This window comes from Mesorhizobium vachelliae, assembly GCF_033977325.1.
Classification (GTDB): Bacteria; Pseudomonadota; Alphaproteobacteria; order Rhizobiales; family Rhizobiaceae; genus Mesorhizobium; species Mesorhizobium vachelliae.
The window spans coordinates 25393-43836 of record NZ_JAVIIR010000004.1 but is presented as its reverse complement, the minus strand read 5'-3'; the positions used below and the strand labels follow the sequence as shown (position 1 = coordinate 43836).

Annotated in this window: 12 protein-coding genes and 1 tRNA gene; 5 read left to right on the top strand and 8 right to left on the bottom strand. The window is 63.3% G+C overall.

The window, feature by feature from the left end:
- Positions 1 to 24: 24 nt before the first annotated feature.
- From gor to rpiA, 3 genes are all read right to left on the bottom strand, one after another.
- A complete protein-coding gene (gene gor, locus RFM41_RS10355) occupies positions 25 to 1413 on the bottom strand; it encodes a glutathione-disulfide reductase (protein WP_320245154.1) in 1389 nt (462 codons plus the stop codon).
- Positions 1414 to 1530: 117 nt separating this feature from the next.
- The gene (locus RFM41_RS10350) at positions 1531 to 2166 is read right to left on the bottom strand and encodes a DUF2059 domain-containing protein (RefSeq protein ID WP_320245153.1); all 636 of its coding nucleotides are present in this window, start codon (positions 2164 to 2166) and stop codon (positions 1531 to 1533) included.
- A gap of 21 nt (positions 2167 to 2187) precedes the next feature.
- Positions 2188 to 2883 carry a ribose-5-phosphate isomerase RpiA gene (gene rpiA, locus RFM41_RS10345; protein ID WP_320245152.1) on the bottom strand — a complete coding sequence of 232 codons (696 nt, stop codon included), beginning with the start codon at positions 2881 to 2883 and terminating at the stop codon, positions 2188 to 2190.
- Positions 2884 to 3043: 160 nt separating this feature from the next.
- Between rpiA and RFM41_RS10340 the strand changes: the two genes are divergently transcribed.
- The 4 genes from RFM41_RS10340 to RFM41_RS10325 all read left to right on the top strand — a co-directional run bounded on the left by RFM41_RS10340 (position 3044) and on the right by RFM41_RS10325 (position 5251).
- A complete protein-coding gene (locus tag RFM41_RS10340; RefSeq protein ID WP_320245151.1) occupies positions 3044 to 3724 on the top strand; it encodes a phosphoglycolate phosphatase in 681 nt (226 codons plus the stop codon).
- A 122-nt stretch (positions 3725 to 3846) separates the two neighbouring features.
- Positions 3847 to 3921, top strand: a tRNA-Val gene (locus RFM41_RS10335).
- Positions 3922 to 4187: 266 nt separating this feature from the next.
- Positions 4188 to 4436, top strand: a complete 249-nt coding sequence (locus RFM41_RS10330; RefSeq protein WP_320245150.1) for a hypothetical protein — start codon at positions 4188 to 4190, stop codon at positions 4434 to 4436.
- Positions 4437 to 4567: 131 nt separating this feature from the next.
- Positions 4568 to 5251 carry a hypothetical protein gene (locus RFM41_RS10325; RefSeq protein WP_320245149.1) on the top strand — a complete coding sequence of 228 codons (684 nt, stop codon included), beginning with the start codon at positions 4568 to 4570 and terminating at the stop codon, positions 5249 to 5251.
- 22 nt (positions 5252 to 5273) lie between these two features.
- Here RFM41_RS10325 and RFM41_RS10320 read toward each other — a convergent pair whose 3' ends face one another.
- The 3 genes from RFM41_RS10320 to RFM41_RS10310 all read right to left on the bottom strand — a co-directional run bounded on the left by RFM41_RS10320 (position 5274) and on the right by RFM41_RS10310 (position 10566).
- Positions 5274 to 5444, bottom strand: coding sequence for a hypothetical protein (locus RFM41_RS10320; protein WP_320245148.1), 171 nt, complete (start codon positions 5442 to 5444; stop codon positions 5274 to 5276).
- Between the two features lie 99 nt (positions 5445 to 5543).
- Entirely contained in the window at positions 5544 to 7067 is a 1524-nt protein-coding gene (locus RFM41_RS10315; protein WP_320245147.1) for an MBL fold metallo-hydrolase, read from the bottom strand.
- The gene (locus tag RFM41_RS10310) at positions 7060 to 10566 is read right to left on the bottom strand and encodes a S8 family serine peptidase (RefSeq protein ID WP_320245146.1); all 3507 of its coding nucleotides are present in this window, start codon (positions 10564 to 10566) and stop codon (positions 7060 to 7062) included. Before RFM41_RS10310 ends, RFM41_RS10315 begins: the two co-directional genes overlap by 8 nt.
- 701 nt (positions 10567 to 11267) lie before the next feature.
- On the opposite strand from RFM41_RS10310, the gene RFM41_RS10305 reads away from it, so the two are divergent.
- Positions 11268 to 11951 (top strand): Crp/Fnr family transcriptional regulator, encoded by a 684-nt coding sequence (locus tag RFM41_RS10305; RefSeq protein ID WP_320245145.1) that lies wholly within the window; start codon positions 11268 to 11270, stop codon positions 11949 to 11951.
- 136 nt (positions 11952 to 12087) lie between these two features.
- Here RFM41_RS10305 and RFM41_RS10300 read toward each other — a convergent pair whose 3' ends face one another.
- Together RFM41_RS10300 and RFM41_RS10295 are read right to left on the bottom strand one after the other, a co-directional pair.
- On the bottom strand, positions 12088 to 16314 hold the full coding sequence (locus RFM41_RS10300; protein ID WP_320245144.1) for a cytochrome P450: 4227 nt from the start codon (positions 16312 to 16314) through the stop codon (positions 12088 to 12090).
- A gap of 118 nt (positions 16315 to 16432) precedes the next feature.
- Positions 16433 to 18214 carry an adenylate/guanylate cyclase domain-containing protein gene (locus tag RFM41_RS10295; protein ID WP_320245143.1) on the bottom strand — a complete coding sequence of 594 codons (1782 nt, stop codon included), beginning with the start codon at positions 18212 to 18214 and terminating at the stop codon, positions 16433 to 16435.
- Positions 18215 to 18444: the final 230 nt, after the last annotated feature.

Genomic DNA, 18444 nt, shown 5'->3' with positions numbered 1-18444 from the left:
GAATCTGAAAGATCGCGACGCGCTTTAAACGCGTTCGCCGTTCTTCACGCGATAGGTCGGCTTGTACATCGTCACCAGTTCCTCCGCCGCGGTCGGATGCACGGCCATGGTGCGGTCGAAATCGTCCTTGGTCAGGCCAGCCTTCAGCGGGATGCCGAGAAGCTGCGCCATCTCGCCGGCATCAGGCCCCAGAATATGCGCGCCGATCACCTTCCTGGACGCTCCGTCGACCACCAGCTTCATCAGCATCTTCTCCTCGCGCCCCGACAGCGTATGCCGCATCGGACGGAATGATGCTCGATAGATCTCGACGTCGGGGAAGCGCTTGATCGCATCGTCTTCCGACAGGCCGACGGTGCCGATCTCCGGCTGCGAGAACACCGCGGTCGGAATGGTATCGTGATCCGGCGCGGTCGGATTGTCCTTGAAGGCGGTCTCGATGAAGCACATCGCCTCGTGGATGGCGACCGGCGTCAGTTGCACGCGATGGGTGACGTCGCCGATCGCCCAGATGTTGTCGAGATTGGTGCGCGAATATCGGTCGACCACGATCGCGCCTGTCTTGCTGAGCTCGATGCCGACGCCTTCCAGGCCCATATTCTCCGTATTGGGAATACGGCCGATCGCCAGCATGACCTGGTCGACCGTCAGGGTTTGGCCGGAAGACAGCAACACGTCCAGCCTGCCCTCCGGGGTCTTGCGCACCCGTTCCGAAACCGCGGGGCAAAGGATCTTGATCCCCTTTTTCTCCATCGTCTCATGCAGCGAGCGGCGCAGATCCATGTCGAAGCGGCTGAGGATCTCCTGGCCGCGATAGACCAGCGTGGTGTCGACACCCAGGCCATGGAAAATGTTGGCGAATTCGACGGCGATGTAGCCGCCGCCCTCGATCATGATCGCCTTCGGCAGCTCCTTGAGATCGAAGGCCTCGTTGGAAAAGATGCAGTATTCGTGGCCGGACAGCGCCGGGTGCGACGCCGGCCGCCCGCCGGTAGCGATCAGGATCTGGTCGGCGCTGACGGTGCGATCTTCCGCGACCAGATAAACGGAGTGCGGGTCGACGAGCACCGCGCGCGAATGGAAGGTATCGCCGCCGGCGCCTTCGACATTCTTCTTGTAGATCGCCTCGAGCCGCGCGATCTCCTTGTCTTTGTTGGCAACCAGCGTCCGCCAGTCGAAGCTCGCCTCGGGCACGGTCCAGCCATAGCCGGCGGCATCGGCGAAATGTTCGGGAAACTGCGAAGCATAGACGTAAAGCTTCTTCGGCACGCAGCCTCGGATGACGCAGGTGCCGCCGAAGCGGTACTCCTCCGCGATGGCGACCCGCTTGCCGAGGGACGCTGCCACCCGGGCCGCCCTCACCCCGCCTGAGCCGCCGCCGATGACGAACAGATCATAGTCGTAAGCGGCCATCGCTTGAGCTCCTGCGGATGAGAAAGACGGGTCACAGGTAGGCTGCAAAACGGCAAAAGAAAAGCCCGGGCAGACCCGGGCTTTGTAGTCCAGCGGCCGTCGGCCGGTAGGCGCGGATCAGTTCTGCGAATCGTCCGCGGGGGCCGAATTGTCTGCGGGAGCGGAATTGTCAGCCGGAGCCGCGTTGTCGGCCGGAGCGGAATTGTCAGCCGGCGCCGTGGCGTCCGGAGCCGGTGCTGCCGGCGCCTTGGCCTTGGCTGCGGCAGCAAGCGTCTCGCCGACTTGCTGTGCCAGATCGCGGGCGACGCCGTTCTGCCAGATATCGGCGGCCTTGACGAGGTCACGCGTCACCGCGGGGCCGCTGTCCAGAAGCTTCTTGCCGGCATCGGAATTATAGAAGGCGGCGATATCGTTGAGGTCCTTCTCGGAGAACACCTTGGCGTAGGCAAGCGCGGCCTCCTTTTCGAGGTCGGCGCGCCGCGAGGCCATGCCGAGCGCCTTCTCGGTCACGGTCTTGCCGATCAGCTCCTGCATGTCGGGGTTCTTCTGGATGAGCTGCGATTCCAGCGCAGCAGCCGCCTGCGGCAGGATGTTATCGAACGTGTCCGTCGCATGGATCGCGGCGACGGCCGCGCGGGCGGCCTTCAGGTGCGATTCGCTGACGTCCTGCGCAAACACCGGCGAAGACAGCGCAAGGACGGCCGAGGCCGCCAGAAGCATCGAAAAGCGGCGAACTCGTTTATGCAACATCATAGTCGGTAGAACTCCCTGGTTTCAGGCTGCATGGACGGTTTCGATACCGTCGCCGCCGGCGATGATGGCCGTTGACGCCAGCCCGATGAATAGACCGTGCTCGACAACGCCTGGAATGGCGAAGAGAGCATTCGAAAGCGCTCTTGTATCCGGAATGCGGCCAAAAGATGCATCGAGGATAAAGTGGCCGCCGTCTGTAACAAATGGCTGGCCGCCCGTCATCCTCAATGTAACCGGGCCGGAAAGGCCGAGCTTCGTCGCTGCCGCGTTGATCGCGATCTCGGTGGCGCGCAAGCCGAATTGGTTGACCTCGATCGGCAGCGGGAACCGGCCGAGCGTCCCGACCAGCTTGGACTTGTCGGCAATCACGATCATGCGGTCGGACGCCGCTGCGACGATCTTCTCGCGCAGCAGCGCGCCGCCGCCGCCCTTGATCAAGGTCAGGTCCGGATCGACCTCGTCGGCGCCGTCGATGGTGAGGTCCAGTTCCGGCGTGTCCTCGAGCGTGGACAACGGCACGCCGAGCTCGCGGCAGAGCGCCGCGGTGCGCTCGGAAGTCGGCACGCCGATGACCTTGAGGCCCGTCGCGACTTTCTCGGCCAAGAGCCGCACGAACTCTTCCGCCGTGGTGCCGGTGCCGATGCCGAGCCGCATGCCGCTGCCGACATGGGCGAGCGCTGCCCGCGCGGCTTCGACCTTCAACTGCCTTGCATCCATGGAGAACCCCGATTTCGCCGGTTTCGCGCGCCTCCTAGCATTTTTGCCTGCCCCGTCAAAGGCCATCAAAGGGTCGCGCTGTGGACCGATCGAGGCTTCTTGCTTGAACCCGGCCCAACCTGTATCGGCTCGGGCAACTCAATTGCCACAGGAACGCCCCATGCCACGCCCGATCATCGTCTTCGACCTGGATGGAACGCTGATCGACACCGCGCCGGACCTGCTCGACAGTCTCAACCACAGCCTGGCGGCAAGCGATCTCGCCGCTGTCGATGAAGCCGGTTTCCGGCGCTTCGTCGGCCATGGCGGCCGCGTCATGATCGAACGCGCGCATGCCGCGCAGAACAAGGCTCTGGTGGCCGAGGAGCACGATCGGCTCTTAAAACTGTTCCTCGACCACTACACGCTGAACATCCCCGGCAAGTCCCGCCCCTATCCGGGCGTCATCGCCGCGCTCGACCGTTTCCAGGCCGCCGGCTACCTGATGGCGGTCTGCACCAACAAATACGAAGCCAATTCCGCGACGCTGATCGGCGCGCTTGGCCTGTCGAGCTATTTTGCCGCGATCTGCGGCCAGGACACCTTTGCTTTCCGCAAACCCGACCCCCGCCATCTCACCGAGACGATCCGCCTGGCCGGCGGCGATCCGCACAACGCCGTGATGGTCGGCGATTCGCAGACCGACATCGACACCGCCAAGGCGGCCGGCATTCCCGTGGTGGCGGTCGATTTCGGTTATACCGACCGCCATGTACGCGAATTCGAACCGACCCTGGTGATCTCCCACTTCGACACGCTGACGCCGCAACTGGCCAAGCGGCTGATGGCGGCGGCAGACTGAGCCTGCGACTCTACGTCCTCCCGATCCGGAAAATTCAGTCCCAAGATCGTCGGCGCATCGCCTTGACTTCACTCACCGGCCTACCTTATATCGCGGCTCGCTTCGGCCTTCGGGCCTAAGGCGGGCGATTAGCTCAGCGGGAGAGCACACCCTTCACACGGGTGGGGTCGCAGGTTCAATCCCTGCATCGCCCACCATCTAACCTCCCGAAATGGTTAGATGATTTGTTTTTTGAGCATACTTTCCGCATTCGTTATCTAGTGACCCGTGCAAGTCAAGGCGGGACAAAACCGCTCGAAATACTGCATCTCGTTTTTGGTCCAGCACCTCAGCTGCCCTCCAAAATAATTTCCAAATATTATATTAGAATCTACTTGCGCAACAAAGCGAAGCTGATACCATCGTCAGCTAAGGGAAGCGTTCGTGATTGCCATATGTAGCAATTTCACGAAGGGGGAGGATCATGTCTAACTACATAGGCATTTCAGAACTAGATCAAATCTACAACGATGCGGTCGGCAAAGATGCCGCGGGTAATCCACAAGCAAATGTAAACACGCTAGGCCCTGTGGGGGCCTGTATAGCGGTTACATATGGTAATCCAGATCAATGCCGCGAATTGCGCAAGGGCGAATGCGACTATGTTGACGCCCAACTCAAAAAGAAACAAGCAGGAAAGGCTGATTGGCAAAAAGGGCATTGCCCAATCTAATAATTGGGGTTTGGGAGGGCAGCATGAGAATCGGGCGGCGGTCGGCTGCGTGGGTTGTATTGTGCAGCACATGGACACTAATTGGATGTGTATCGAATTTCGACGTTGGGGAGTCCAACGGATCGCCATCCGTGCAATCGGTAGTATCAAGGTTGCAGTGCGAACTCGTTGACCTAATCAAAACCGAACGTGGTCCGAATGATCCGGCGAATTGGCGGCCATACGATCACCGACTAGCTCTTTTGGGTGGAAACTATCAGGTTGTCGCAGATTTGGAACTTAATGTCACAAATAGCGGAGAGTTAAGTCCGAGCTTCACATATTCTACTACGAATATTTTTGGAATAGACGCTGGCTTGAAATACAGCAGATCAAGAACAGATCAATTCTCGCAAGAGATGATTTTTTCGATTCCAGACCTCAATCGAAAGTGGAAAAAAGATCACTCATTCGGGCAATGCCCTCTTTCCGACACTAATTTAGCTGGCGATCTCGGTGTAGAGAATAAAGTCACATTGGGTGTTACGACACCTTATGCCGTGCAGTCCGACAAAAAGCTGTTTGGCGGTTCGATTGAGTTCGACGTCATACGAAATATCAATGGCGTGGGTCCAACTTGGACGCTTGCCCATTTCGAGGGGCCTGGCAAATTGCTTACGATAGAGCGTGAGAACAAGGATACCTTAACCCTAGCCTTTTCGAAAGTTGACGATCCAAGTAACGCATCGGAGGTCGGGGCCGCCACCGACGCAGCAAAGTCTTTTGTGAACGATCTGACTATTAAGCGACTAGCAAACGCAATAGGCAGACTTTGATTGGAGTTCCCAGCGCTAGCGCCTAAATCACCCCTCGCCTCACATTCATGCGCGTCACCGCCGTCACCAGAACGGCGCCGGTCATGAAATAGAGCGTGGCGATGATGTGGCCCTGGTGGAAATGCAGCCCGGCAAACAAAAGGGCCATGACCACGGCAAGGAAGGCGATGAAGCGTGAGAAGGCATCGGGCATGGGGCGACCTTGTGCAATGTGTTGAGCGGCCGCCCTCATTCAGCCGCTCGCTCCATAGAGCGGTTCTCGATCTTTCGCAATCGGCTCGATCGCGTACGCTCAGGCCAGATCCAACTCCACCCATAGCCCGCCCAGCCCGCGTGCCGCATCGCGCGGCGCGCTGCGCACCGCCTGGATCGAGCCGGACGGCGCGGCAAAGGCCGGCTTTCCGTCCTTGTCCGCCAGCCATGGATCGTCGGCGCGGATGACGCGGCCCTTGGTCTTTGCCTCCAGCGCAGTCAGGATGCCGTCATAAGGCATCTCACCCCAATGCACCTTCACCGCGTCGACCTTGTTGGTCGGGATGAAGGCCGAAAGATCCGCGCTGGTCAGCAGGTCAAAACCCTGTTTTTCCGGCGTGGCGTTCTGGCTGCCGTGATGGGCGACCTTGAGGTAGACGGTGCGCGCCAGAAGGTCGGCTGACGTGACGGTGCCTTGCCCCACCGGCCAAGACAGGTCTTTCCAGCTCAGCCAGTTGCCGATCTGGGCATCGCCCGGGAACAGCAGCACCCGGCCCGAGTTGATGAACTCGAAGGCAAGCACCAGGCTGGTGTTGTTGACGCCGCGGTCGAGCTGCAGGGCAAGGTCGGCGGCGATCCCCATCCAGTCGGCGTCGATGCGCCGCCAGGACTGGTCACGATCTTCCATCGATGCCGCAGCCGAAACCGGCCCGGAATAATGTTTGCGGACATAGGCGCCGACATCGATGGCCGGGTCGCTGCCCTTGTCGCCTTTCAGCGCCGCGGAAAGCGGCGTGCCGACATTGCGTTCGAACGGACTGAGCTCGTCGACGTAACCGGCATCGGCCGCCTCGTTCATCTTGAGGCCGCTCACCAGCGCCAGCGCGAACGGGCCGCCACTGGCCAGCGGGAACATCTCGCTCGCCTTCTCCTCCAACCGAAGTGCCGCCTTGTCGCGCGGCGGGCCGAGCACATAGACGCGAAGGTTGGGCAATGCGTCGATCGTCACCGGCGGCCCGCCGGGCTCGAAATAGGTCGGCGACGGTTTTTGCGAGAGCCTGGCCGCCGCATCGCGGGCCGAGCGCACCCGCTCGCCGGCGGCGCCGAACTGGAAGCCGAGCACGGACTGCAGGCCGTCGCGCACACCGGCCATGTAGGAACTGAGCCCTTGCATTCCGTCGAGCTTCTGGCCCACGCCTTGCAGCGCGGCGATCGCCTGGCCCTTGAACTTGTCCAGTTCCGCGGCTTCGGCGTCGGCGGAATTCTCGGTCCATGCCATCCAGACATCGGCGACGACGAAATCCTTGAAAAGGTCCTGCGCGGTCAGGAAGCCGGAGACATGGTCCCAGTGCTCATGCGTGACGACGAGAATGTCGATCTTGCCGCCGGTCTCCTTCTTGAGGTCGGCGACAATGTCGGCGACCAGCGCCGGACCGCCCGCGATCGAAACATGAATGCCGCAGTCGATGAGCATGCGGAAAGGCTCTCCATCCGCCTTCTTGAAGGTAAGCAGATGGCAGTCGCCGATCCCCTGGCAATAATGCCGGACGGTAACGCCCGATGCCTGTGCCGGCGCGGCGGCGGTATCCGCCGGCCCTGTCTTCGTCGCTGATCCCTCAGACATGGTCGTCGTCTCCGTCGCTGGCATGCAGCAAGGCAAAGGGCTCCGACACTTCGCCGCCGAAATAGAGCGCTCGCAGCGGCGACAGATAATTGGCCGCCATCGTCCCGGCTTGGCGTTTCTGCCGGTCGGCGCTGCCGGTGTTCTTGATGATCGCGTAGCGTATCTCCTCGAGCCCCTCGCGCGGGTCGATGATGATCGTGGCGCCGCCGCGGAACCAGAAGAAGCCGTCGCCCTTGGCCATGCCTTGCGGCATCGCCGTGCCGTCCGGCGCAACCGGAATGCGCTGCTGGATGACCGCCACCACCTCGACGCGGAACGAACCGTCCGGCTCGACGCGGCGCGTCGGACGCACGCTGTAGATGTCGAAGGTCGTCTCGCCTTTCTTGGGCGCATGCATGACCGTGCCGTCCTCATTGTAGCGCGGCAGGTCGGGCAGCAGGCCGAACTGCTTGTAGAGGTCCGGATTGGAGGCGAAGGCCTTGTGCATCGCCTTCCACAGCGCATAGCGGTTCTTGTCGTTGAGCGCGAAGATCTCGGCCCGCTTCAATTTCTGGTTCCAGCCGAGATCGATCTTGCTGAGCAGACCCTTCAGCCAGGCCGGCGACGGATCCTCCGGCGCGCTCCAGGCGAGCGTCTCTTCCGAAATGGTGCGGACGTCGCGCGGCAGAAGCTTCCATTTGCGGAACGATTCCAGGAAGGCCAGGCGATAGTGGAGCGGATCGTCCGGATAGGCGTCGCGGTCGGCGGTGATCAGCGCGCGCAGATATTCGCCGAAGGTGATGTCGACGGAAGGGCAATAGTCGAGCGCGCGGATGCACATGGTCAGCATCTGCCTGGCGGTCTTGGCGACCTCGTCGGTCAGGCGCTCGACCAGGCTCGGATGCAAGGTGCCTGCCGGCAGGATGCCGGAGCCGCCTGTGGCAAGCTGGATAAGATCGTCGGTCCGCCGGTCGGCAATGGCGAGGAAGGCCTGGTAGACGGCAAAGACCAGGATCGAGCCGCGGTCATGCGCCTCGAAGGTCTTGTCATAGTCGAGATCGGCCATGCCGGCGCCGCCATATTCGCGCAACGGCCCGGCCCGGCCGCTGCCTTCGCCGAACTGCTTGGCGATGCCGGAGAGCAGCGAGGCGGCCGACAATTCGCCCCTCGCCTTGCCGATTTCGAAGCTGACCAATTCCGTCAGCGTGAAATGCTGGAACAGCGCGACGATGTCGGCGAAAGCCTCGTGGAAGGCCGGCACGTCCGGATTGGATGCTTCCTGGAAGCGGCGATGCAGCCCGTCGAGCAGCGCATGCGACATCTCGTGCGCGACGATATCGCTGGACAGGCACGAAAACACCGTCGTTCCGGGCGTGGTGACGTCGCCTTCGTTGCCGGCCGCTGGGAAATAGCCGAACAGCAGCGCCTTCTTTTCCGGGCTGTAATAGGCATTCTCGGCGCGCAACGCGTGCGGATAGATCCGCAGGCGCGGCACGTAGTGCGCCTTCACCGTCATGTCGCCGGTGCGGCCGGGAGCCTCGGCGTAATGCGGCGCCCACAATGCCCGCCGGCCAAGCGCGCGCTCGAAATGGCCGATCGTGGTCATGGCGACCGCGTAGACCATCTGCTGGTGGAATTTCGGATTGCCTTCCGACGGCGGCAGGCCGTCCTGCGCCAGAAGCATCTTGTCGTTGAGGTCGACCGGATCATAGACGCGGTCGGACGCGGGGTCGACATCGACCACTTCGAGATATTCGCCGATCGGGCCGGGCAGCAGCGGCTTGTCCGTCGCCGGCTCGTCGTCCCACGGCACCGAAAGCGTCGCCTGGTAGACCGAAACGGAATCCAGCCGCTTGGCGACCGACGGATCGAGGGCGTAAATGCGCAGGCGCCGTTGCGGCGGCGGCAGCGGCCGCGGCTTGCGCTTGATGGCCGGCGCCGGGCCTGTGACCGGTGCAGGAACGGCTACGCTGGCGCCAGGCCGGCCGAGCAAGCTTTCCAGAAACGCCTTGAGCGGTTTCGACGGATTGCCCTGGTCGAGCGCCGCTTCGAGAAAACGGTTGCGTGCCGCGGCCGAAACCTGATCCGGATCGCCGTCCGGGTCGGCGATTGTCTGCTCGATTGCCGCCTTGGCTTGCGCCATCTGCGTCAGTTCCAGCGCAAACATCATCCGCTGGCGCTGCGTCGACGGCGTTGGCGCCGCCAACGAATTCCCGCCGGTCAGAAGGTCGAGCCAGATCCATGTGTAAGTGGCGGGGGCGAGCTTCGTCAGGCTCCCCGCCTCCGGCGGCAGGAAGTCCAGCGCGTCGAGAGCGCGCAATACGCCCTGCCCGATCTTCTCTTTCGTCTCCGCCGCATTCATCTTGGCGGTCGACTTCAAGGCCTTCGCGAACAACGCCTTGCGGACTGCCTCGACACGCATCCACGGCTGAGGATAATTCTGCACCACATCCCAATGCTCGGCGAGCCACAGAGCGGCAGCGGCAGCGACCTGCGGGGTCGCGGCCGAGGTGCCGCAGCCATCCATGTCGACGATCTTGCGGCAATCGATCTCGGCCCAGGGCACGTTCGGCGTGTAGGCTCCGAGCGCCGTGTCCATCTTGGACGGCGGCCCGTAATTGCCTTGCATTGTGCCGAGGGCGAGCCCGGTATAGGCGCGTCCGTCGCCCATCACGCCGCATGCCGCGAGCACGCGGTTGTAGCGCGCCGGATAAACGATGCTGCTCGGCGTGATGGTGAAATTGTTGCCCGCCGCGGTGACCATGACCAGGCCTTGGTCGTAGGCAAGGTTAACGGCGTCGACCAGGGCCTGCGAGGTTAAGCCTCCCATGCTCATCGACAGCACCTGCGCGCCCTGCTGGCGCGCATAGTCGATGCCTTGCACCATGGTGCCGGTGGTCAGCCTTACCACCCAGTCGGCGATGCGCACCGGCAGGATCTTCGCCAACGGCGCGCCGCCGACGAAGTCGGTGAAACCCGGCCAATGCGGCGACGTGCCGTCGAGCTTGTTGCCGGCAAGCAGGCTGAGCGTGCCGGTGCCATGGCCGCGGTTGCTGGTGAGCGTGCCGGCCGGAGCGTGGTCGGTCGCGTTGTTGGCGCCGGCTCCGTCGTCGACGAAGTTACGTTGCTGCGCTGTAAGGAGCGCGGCTGGAAGGGTTTCGTGACCGGGATCGAAACCGGTATCGAGATGCGCGATGGTGATGTTGGCCTGCTTGGCGCCGACCCGTTCGCGCGCCGCCGCGAACTGGCTGAAATCAGGAGCGGCATTCCAGGCGATGCGCCCCGCGACCACCGCCTGTCCGCCCTGCGGGTCCTGATCGTCGAAAGCGCAGACAGGACTGGCGCTTGCCGCCATGCCGCGGTCGCCGGCGCCATTCCTGTAATCCCATTGCTGCAGGATATCGGGCTCGACCGCGAGCACCTCACTGCCCGCGGCCGCAAGCTCCGGAGTCCGGGCGACAAGATCGTGGGCGTGGTCCCAGGGATTGTCCGTATCGGCGGCATTCGTGGCCAGCCGCAACCATATGGCGCCGCGATCCCCGGCCGCGGCCGGACCAGCGCTACCGACACCAGGCGGGAGAGCAAGGATCGGTTCGGCTTCGATCCCGCCAATCTGGGGCGGCCCGCCTCGCACCGGGAGTCCCGCGCCGTCGCCATGAACCTTTACAAGGAGTCCCTTCGCGGTTGCCATGGCGTGCCCTTCCCCAAGCGAACCATGGCGCCGACCATCCGCTCCAGTCAAGCCAAGGTTCCTGCCATGCTTCGATTGATCTCTTTGCCGGCTAGGCAATCATGCAGCCTGTCCTTCAAGCAAAGCCGACCGAGACATGGACCCACATATTATGGAAACGACAGTCGCTCCGCGCGACATGCGTATCTGTGAGCGCCTTCACATACGCCGAACAGGATCTGCGCAGATATTGCACAGGGTTCGCGAGAAGAAATTTCGATCACTTAGCCATTTTCAGATTTGCTGTCTGCGCGCATGGGCACCTCCCACCCAAGCGCGCGGACGGCGTTTCCAAGGATCGGCCCGCAACCGCCAGTGCATCCGGTCTCCTTACAGTTTGCCGGCTTGTCCAATTTCGGCGTGTCGGGCGTGACATCTGACCTTCGTCCGCCGCCTGCCGAATTCGGTCAGCCACCATAGAAGGAGACGACGCTTTGATCGAGCACGCACTTATCCTACAATTTCCGCTCAACGAGAGGCGGAATCGCATCATGGCTACAAACGGCGCGGACGACAGGAACCTGCCGCGCCTGGCGCGCATCGACCCGCGCCAGTTCGACCTGCTGTTCAGCGGCTGCAAGCTGGAGCGCTATGCTGCCGGCCAGCATTTGTTCGTCCAGGAGGATGCGTCCGACCGCATCTACGGGGTGATGAGCGGCACCGTCGAGATTTCGATCTATTCGCCTGGCGGGCAGAAGCTGGTGGCCAATATCGAGCTGTCGCGCAGCCTGGTCGGTGAGATCGGGGCGCTCGACGGGCGCCCGCGCACGGCGACTGCCATCTGCCTCACCGCCTGCGAGCTGGTCTCGCTGAGCCGGACACAACTCTTTGACCGCATTGAGAAAAACCCGCCTCTTGCGCGCGCGATGATCGAATTGCTGTGCGCAAGGCTGCGCTGGGTCAGCGGCGAGCTGGGCGACCAGGCCTTTTTCGGCATCGAAGCCAGGCTGGCAAAGCGCCTGGTGTTCCTGAGCGGCGTCATGGCCGACACAGCCGGCTGGATTCCGATTTCGCAATCGGAGCTCGGCGAGTTCCTCGGCGCGACGCGCGAATCCGTCAACAAGACGCTGAACGATTGGCGCAGCCGGCAGATGATCGCCATCAAGCGCGGCGGCTTGCGCATCACCAACCTCGCCGCGCTGAACCACATCGCCGAATCGCAGGACGACGACTGAACGATCACGCTCGGCGACTCGCCGTAGCAGGCTCGGCGATTCGCCGTAGCTGCTCGGCGGCTCGTCGTAGCTGCTCGGCGACCTTGCCTTGGCTTTTGTCGTCTCGACGGAACAACGAACCGCCTCAGCCTTTCGATCACAGCCGCGAGATCAGGTAGCGCAGCGCAGCGCGGCTCGGCATGAAGAAATAGCCGCCGCCCTTCGTGGTGACGAACTGCGGCATATCCTTGAGCACAGTGACCTTTTCCCAGGAAGGGATCGAGAACCGGCCGCCGCCGCCTCGCGCGCCGATCGTCGGATCCGTCTCGCCCACCAGGCCCTGGAACGAGCTCGACGAGACCCAGGTCTGCTGGATGAACTCGTATTGGCGTTCGATATCGGCGTTGAGGCACATGAAGAGCAATCCCTTCTCTGTCTTCCCACCCCTGCCCTTCTTCTCATAGGTGCGGCCGACGCGCAGGATGCGGTGACGCTTGCCGATTCTGATCTGCGTCTCGCGGTCCTCGCCGAGCGAATCGCGCGGGTTGGAACGACGTATGTGGGAGCCGAGCGGACAGGCGTGCCCTTGCGGGTCTTCGGCACCGAGCGCGAAATCATTGTCGACGCCGCGGCCCGGACGTCCGTTTGGATTGCGCACCAGCGAGCTGCCGTCCTGCCAGCGGCCGAGCATTTTTGCCGCCACCCAGCGCGGCGTGATGGCCACATCGCCGGTGTCGCCGGCGGCCTGAACCGCGGCTTGCCGGCAATAATCGTCGAACAATTCTACATGCTGCTGGAACTGGCGCACGACGAGGAAGGTGCCGTTGCGGCCGAAATCGCGCGGCGGAGGCGGCTGCCCCGGAATCTGGCGGTTGCGCCGCACCTGCGACAGGATGCCAGTCCGGTCCAGCGCCGCCTCGACCGATGGCGAAGACGGATAGAAGCCATGCTCGTCCCGGTAGCCGAACAGGAATTCGCCGGGCGCGACGAGATGCATGGGCGCCGCCCCCTTGGCGGCACGCTGCGTGCCCCGAACGATCGGCTGCGAAACGCCGTCGGTGAAGCCGAAATGCTCGACCGCCCGTTTGCCCTCGCGCCGCACCATCAGCGGCAGCTCGGCGGTCACCGCCATGCCCGCGCCTGCCGTCTGTCGCTTGATGGCCGCGATCTCGGCTTTCAGCGTCGCCGGCGTCTCGGCGTAGCAGACGATGACGAGGTCGACGGGATTTTTGGGCGAGCCCCACTGCCATTTGTCGGGAGCGTCGGGACCGGTATCGTTGAGGATGCGGCTGCGCTCTGGCGTGCCCATGCCCTGGCGGAAGGCGACGGGGAACGTGTCCAACGGCTCATCGTCGACCCCGCCTTCGAGCCCCAGCCGGCGCAGGCCATTGGGGCCGAACGCCAACGTCATGGCTCGGCCGGCGGGCACGCCGTCGCCGAAGCTGGTTTTGTCGATGACGAAATCGAGCCACGCCTTGCGCTTCGCTGCCGGCAAACCGTCCGGCACCTCGATCGCAAGCATATGCGCATGGCCGAGCGCGCCGTGAGGCCCGAAGAAGATGGACTGGATTTCCCCGGATTCCAGCTCTTCGAGCGGCGCTGCCGGCGGTTCGGGCAGGCTGGTCGCGTCCGCCGGCCGCGCTTGCGGACGCGGCAGGGAACCGAACAGGCTCAGCCAGTCGCGTGCCTCGTTGCCGGTGGCCGACGCGATGCCGCGCCTGATCCTGGAGTTGATGCGGATGCGCGTGGTGTTGAGATGCGGATAGGCGCTGTACCAGAACAGCGTCGGCACCTGCTGACGCCGCGCCCAGCGCTTGAAACGATCGCCGTCGCGCGCGCCATCCAGGAACAGCCAACGCGTGCGCGGATAGCCGTCGGTGTTGCTCCACACGCCGGTCAGGCCGGCCGAGGCCTTGGCGATGAAATCCTCGAGATAGCTTTCCCAGCTGCCGCCGTAGTTGGAGAAGAACACCAGCCTGTCAGTGCCGGGCAAAAGCACCCAGCGGGCGAAGTGGATGGTGTTGATGGTGGCAAGAAAACCCGGACGGAACACTTTCTGCGCCGATATCGAGATCAGGTAGAAAGAGAGCCTTAGCGCCAGCCGCCGCAAGATCCCCGGCTTCATCGTCGAGATCGCCGTCAAATTGTTCTGTGCGGTGTGATCCTCGTTGGCGAGGATCTTTTCCAGCGCGCCGATATCGACCGGGGTGCTCGCCGGCTGGTCCTTGTCCTCGAGCCGCCGCAGCGCCAGGAAGCAAAGGCCGACGAACACTACCAGGATGGCCAGCAGGCCGAGCACCGAAAGCAGAAGCGCAGCGCCCGCGATCGCGATGTTGGTGAAGGTGAGGCCATGCGGGTTTCCGAACACCAGCACATAGGTCATGCGCCAAAAAGCCAGGACGACAATCGCAACGGTGGCGAACATCTTCGGCGTTAGCAGCGTTGTCGTGAGCGCCTGCGCCCAGTGGCCCGGCGGTCTTTCCAGCAGGCTTTCGGCCGGTTCGAACGCCCAGCCGAATTGTCCGAGGCAGCGGACATGCCGCCGCGCTTCGGCAAGCACATCCATCGCATTGCCATTGCCCGCGCGCGGCTTCTCCACGATCTCACGCACGCTGTCGGCGAGCTTGGCCTCGGCCAGGATCCGCCGCACGGAATGCCCCGGCGTGCCGGAGAAAACCAGCCCTGCGGCGCTGCCGAAGGAGGGCGATATCTCGATATGGTTCCTCTTCAGGAACTCTTCCAGCGGGCCGCCGTCCGGGAGGCCGCAGACATCCCTGAAGATCGGCCGCAACCGGTGGCCGATCGATTGCGCAACGGCGGCAATGACATCGTCGGTGCTGCCATCGCCCGAGATTTCGAGCACCAGCGCTCCGGTCTCGGTCCCCGTTTTCTCGTCCTTGCCGGTCGGAACGACGGCCAAGCTGGTGAAATGAATGGTGCCGACCTTGTCGAGCGCGGCGCTGAGCTCGCCGATCGTCGGGTTGCCGAGATCCGCGACCTTGTCGCGCACCGCGTCGAGCGGCACCGGGCGGGTGATCGGGCAGACCACCGTCACCATCGACTGATCGGCGGTGCGGCAAAGCGGCGAGCGCTCGAAATCGACCTTGAGGCTTGCCGGATAGGCGCCGACATTGACCATCTTGCCGGCCCTGCCCCGCGCGCGGGCCAGCTTCGGCTTGCTGAACAGGGCGCGGATGCATTCGCCGATCTGGATGCGGGCGATCTCGGCGCCGATGCACAGATGGATGCCGTAGCCGAACACCATGTAGTCGCGATGCGGGCGCGACGTATCGAACTCGTTCGGCCGCTGCACGATCTCCGGATCGAACATGGCTGAAAGCGTCGCCGGCATCACCACCGTTCCTGCCTTGACGAGGCGCTCGCGGCGCGTGCCCTTGCCGATGACAGCGTCACGCCTGGTGTAGCGCCATGGCCCGATCCAGATCGGTTTGAAGCGCATGGCCTCCAGGATCGCCCGGTCGAGCTTGCCGGTATCGCCGGCGGCTACAGCCTGATCGATGGCCTGCCGCGCATCGCTTCGCGACAGGATCACATCCAGGCAGTTGCTGCCGGCAAGCACGTTGGTCGGCACAAAGCCGGCGACCATGCCGAGCATGATGGAATGAATGTCGGGCAGCGACAGGCGCCCCTGGTCCATCAGCGTGACGAGGCGGGCCAGCGGCCGGTCGTCCTTGCCCGCCCTTTCCCTGATCGCGGCGATCGAGCGGTCTATGACCTTGATCAGGCGATCGCCGCCGACCACGGCAAGCTGGCGCGTGGTGGGGTTTGCCGTCGGGTCGGAGAAGAACAATGCGCTGAGCGCGATCGACCAGTCGGCGAATTCGGTTTCATCGTCGATCTCGAGGCCGAAATAATCGCGGCAGATGCGCACCGGCACGATCTTCATCAATCCGGCGATGGCATCGAAGCCGGGGCTGGCGCGGGTCATGATGTCGCGCGAATGGCGCTCGGCGATCGGCCTGACGGCGGCTTCGACCTCCGCCGGTGGGAACGCGCTCAGCACCGCCGATTTCATCTGCCGGTACGCGGCGCCATCCTGCATGCCGAGTATGAAATTCGAGCCCCGGGCGAGTTCGGCCATTTCCGGCCCGTAGGGCGTCTCGAACTCGTCGCCCCGCTCCAATATGTCGCGCACGTCCGCGCCCTTGGTGACCAGCAGGAAATTGCCGAAGCCGAGATTGGGCCAGAAACGGCGCAGCAGCGCCAGCAGCCAGCGCGGATCGCCAAGAAGAAAGCCGGCAATGCGCGAAGCAATGCCGTCCTTGGAACGTAACCGGTCGATATCGAAAGGCGGCATCTCGACGACCGGACGCTGGCTCTTCTGAGCGGCGCGGACGGCGGCGAAGTATTTCAAAGTGATCATCGCGTTCAAGCCCCCCGGCTGTCCACGTCAATGCGATGCCGGCGTTGTTCTGGCCTAGGTTTGCATCGGCCCGGCGTATGTGAATTCGCTCACAGTCATTTGTTGTCGGCTCCGGCGATCATGCGGCGGACTTGGCCAGATCGAAATTGCCGATCAGGAAATTGTTCTTGGCGGGATCGACGAACGGTATCCAACGTATCCTCTGCTCGGAAAAGTCGGGATGCCTGGTCATGAAAATGGCGAGCTCGCGTGCCGCCTCGTCGCACCTTCCGCTCCTCATCAGGGCGCCTATCTTCAGGAACCTGGCGTAAAAATAGCCTGGCGACAGGTTGAGCGAGCGCTCGGCGGTGGCGATCGCGGCCTGCCAGTCCTCGACGAAGCAATAGGCGGCGGCCAGTTCCCCCAGATTGTGGAAGCGATAGAGATCGAACGGGCTCAACCGCTCGGTGTCGAGGAAGAACGGGATCGCGCCGGTCGCGTCGCCAAGCAAAAGGTGCGCGCTGCCCATGGCCGAGCGGGCGAAGGCAAAGCTCGGATTGATATGGATCGCTTCGGCAAGGTGCTCGGCCGCCAATGCCGGCAGACCGCGCATGATGTCGGCTGCGCCGAGATAGGCATGCGGGCGCGCATCGAGGCTGTCCATCAGCAGCGCCTTGCGCGCAAGCGTCTCGACTTTCTCCAGATCGTCGCTGTCGCCGAAACGCAGCCATGCCCGCCAGAAATACCACCATGCGAGCTCGTTGAGCACGGCGCTCGAATTCGGATCGTCCCGGTAGGCTCTGTCGAAGAAGTCGAGGGCGATGTCGGTATCGCGGCGGGTACGCCTGTTCATGTGCCAGCGGCCGCGCCTGACCAATTGCCAGGTTTCGAGGCTCTCCCACGGCACCTGGAACGTGCGAGCCTGCTCGGCGCGATCGACCTCCTTGTCGAGGATGGAAACGATCTCACTGCCGATCTGATCGCGCAGGCTGAAGATGTCGACAAGATCGCGGTCGAAGCGTTGCGACCAGACCAGGCGCCCGTTCGAGGTGTCGGTGAGCGACGCATTGAGGCGGATCTGCCTGTCGGAGCGCGCCAGCGTGCCACTGACGATGTAGCGCGCGCCGAGCGCATTGCCGATGAGCCTTGTGCCGAGGCTGTCGTCGCGGAACTGGAAGCTGGACCCCTTGGCGATGACCGAGAGCCAGCGCGTGTTGGAAAGGCCGTATATTATGTCCTCGGCGATACCGTCGGCCATGTAGCCGACATCGGGTTCGCTTCCGTTACCCTGGAACGGCAGCACCGCGATTGCAGGAGGGCCTTTGGCGATCGGCCTGTAGTGGCCGGGCGTGGCGGGGATGGAAGCGAAGGAAGCCGTCGCCTCGGGGCCGTTGCCGCCGCGGCCGGCGATCAGGACCTGCACCGGCAGCGCGATGTTCTTCAGGCTGAATTCGCCGAGATCGGTGAAGGCGGCCGACGTCTTGTCCTTCACGTGATGCCATGTCGTCGCCGAGATGGCGACACCATCATGCGGCGCGAATTCCTGCAGCCGGGCTGCGATATTCACGTCGTCGCCGTAGAGACGGCCTTCCCGGACGATGACGTCGCCAGTGTTGATCCCGGCGCGAAACGGCATGCGCATGTCCTCGGCGACCGCGGCATTCAGCGCCACGATCCGGCCCTGGAAATCGAAGGCCGCCCGCAAGGCTTCGATCGGGGTGCCGAATTCGGCCATGATGCTGTCGCCGGCATCGCCGAACGTGCGCCCGCCAAATGCGCCGCAGCTGTCGGCGATGATGTCGCGCCTTTCCTCGAAGGCGGCCACAGCCAACTCGTCATCGATGCCCATAAGCCTCGAGAACCCTACGGCGTCGATCGAAATGATTGTCGCAAGCTGACGGGTATAGTTCCGTTCAGCCATGGTCGAGCCCCCAGTCCCCGCTTTCAGTCCAGAACAGGCGGCCTGCGCTTAAAAGAAACGCGTCGCCGTCTGCCGATGGATACCCCCCGGCAGGTCCGGCGCGCCAGTGCCACCCTGTTATGACCAGAACTCTATCAGGGTCTTGCCGAAAGCTCTACTACGAACAGCTAATATGACAAACTCCCCATCCCGCGCATGGTTAGTCGACCGTTACATTGGGCGAAACATCC